Genomic DNA, 1,586 nt, shown 5'->3' with positions numbered 1-1,586 from the left:
GGGTAAAGCCGGCTGGTCAGCCGGAAAAACCGCCGCCGTCCAGGAAAGCTTGTTCCTCGGCGGTCGTCGCGCGGCCAAGCATCAAGTTGCGGTGCGGGAAGCGTCCGAAGCGTTGGACGATCTCCAGGTGCTCCTCGGCGTATTTCAGATAGTCGGGCGCCCTGGCGGCCGTCAGCTCGACCGACCGTTGCTGGTCCGCCAGCGATTCGGAATGCTCGAAGGGCAAATAGAGGAAGACGCGAAGCTGCTCGTCCAGTTCCAGGTCCTGACCGGCGGCGATCGCCCTGTCGGCGAAGTACCGGGCGAGCGGGTCGGTCGCGTACATGTGGCCGCTGCCGCGGAAGCAGTTGCGCGGGAACTGATCGAGAAGGATCATCAGCGCCAGCGAGCCTTCGGCATGTGCGCTCCAGTCGTCGCATTCGCGCCGCGCGGCGGCGTAATGCAACTCCAGGAACCGATTGCGGAAATCCGCGTCGAAGGCGTCGCTCTTCTCGAACCAGGCGTCCTCGCCGGCATCGCGCCAGAATTTGGTGACCGAAAGCGCTCGCGGATCGAGTTCTGCCATGCCTTGTCCTTCAGTTCTTTGTTTCTGCCTGGTTCAGCACGACGGCGGTCTCCTGGTTCAGCGCCCGGCCGGCGCGTCGCGGCTGGGTGAGCGGCGTCGGGATCGGCGTGCCGATATTGCCCTTGAGGAAACGCTGGCCGGCGCGGATGCCCTCGGCAAGCTGGGTTTCGAAGCGGGCGGTGTCGCGGCGGCGCACGTCCTCGATGACCTCGGCGACTTCCTCCGGATCGACACCCAGCGCCTCCAGCGCCGAGCCGCCGAAGACGAGCGCCGATTCGAAGGTTTCACGCAATTGGTAGTCGACGCCGGCTCTTATGAGCTGCAGCGCCGTGCCGCGATCGAAGGCGCGCGCCAGAATGGTGACCAAAGGGAATTCGGCCTTGATCAGCTGGGCGATGCGCACCGCCGCGTCCGGCTTGTCGACGCAGATCAGAACCGCGCGCGCCCGGCCCGCGCCGGCCGCATGCAGGATATCGAGCCTGGTGCCGTCGCCGTAATAGACCTTGAAGCCGAAATCGGCGGCCGCCTGGATCATCTCCACCTCGTTGTCGATGATCGAGACATCCAGCCCGCGCAGCAGCAACGGCTGGCTGGCGATCTGGCCGAAGCGGCCGAAGCCGATGATCAGCACGCTGCCGGTGAGGCCCTCGGCGATGTCGACGCCGTCGAGCGACTGCTCGTCGCGCGGGGTGAGGTACCGCAGCGCTATGATCGCCAAGGGCGTCAGCACCATCGAGATGATGACGATGGCGGTCAGCGTGGCGTTGGCCTGGCCGTCGATGATGCCGACCGCGGCGGCTGACGAATAGAGCACGAAGGCGAACTCGCCGCCTTGCGCCATGAAGACGGCGCGTTCGAGGGCCTCGCGGTGGCCGCTCTTCAGGATGCGCGCGACGGCGTAGATGCCGATCGCCTTCATGACCATGTAGGCGACGACATAGATGGCGACCAGCCGCCAGTTCTGGGCGACGACGCCGAGGTCGAGCGACATGCCGACGGCGAGGAAGAACAGGCCGAGCAG

2 protein-coding genes are annotated in these 1,586 nt (G+C 66.1%); both read right to left on the bottom strand.

Features of this window, described 5'->3' with window-relative positions; genetic code table 11:
- Nucleotides 1-16: 16 nt before the first annotated feature.
- Nucleotides 17-565, bottom strand: coding sequence for a DUF924 family protein (locus EOD07_RS33830; RefSeq protein WP_127238299.1), 549 nt, complete (start codon nucleotides 563-565; stop codon nucleotides 17-19).
- A 10-nt stretch (nucleotides 566-575) separates the two neighbouring features.
- Nucleotides 576-1,586 (bottom strand): NAD-binding protein (locus EOD07_RS33825; protein WP_206519644.1); only part of this gene is annotated, 1,011 nt, incomplete at its 5' end.

The organism is Mesorhizobium sp. M2C.T.Ca.TU.002.02.1.1 (assembly GCF_003997225.1).
Note: the sequence above shows the minus strand (reverse complement) of the source record. Positions and strands in the feature narration are given on the sequence as shown.

Excerpts from the sequence above, each read along its gene's own strand:
- EOD07_RS33830 (WP_127238299.1), bottom strand. The coding sequence starts at position 565 with ATGGCAGAACTCGATCCGCGAGCGCTTTCGGTCACCAAATTCTGGCGC.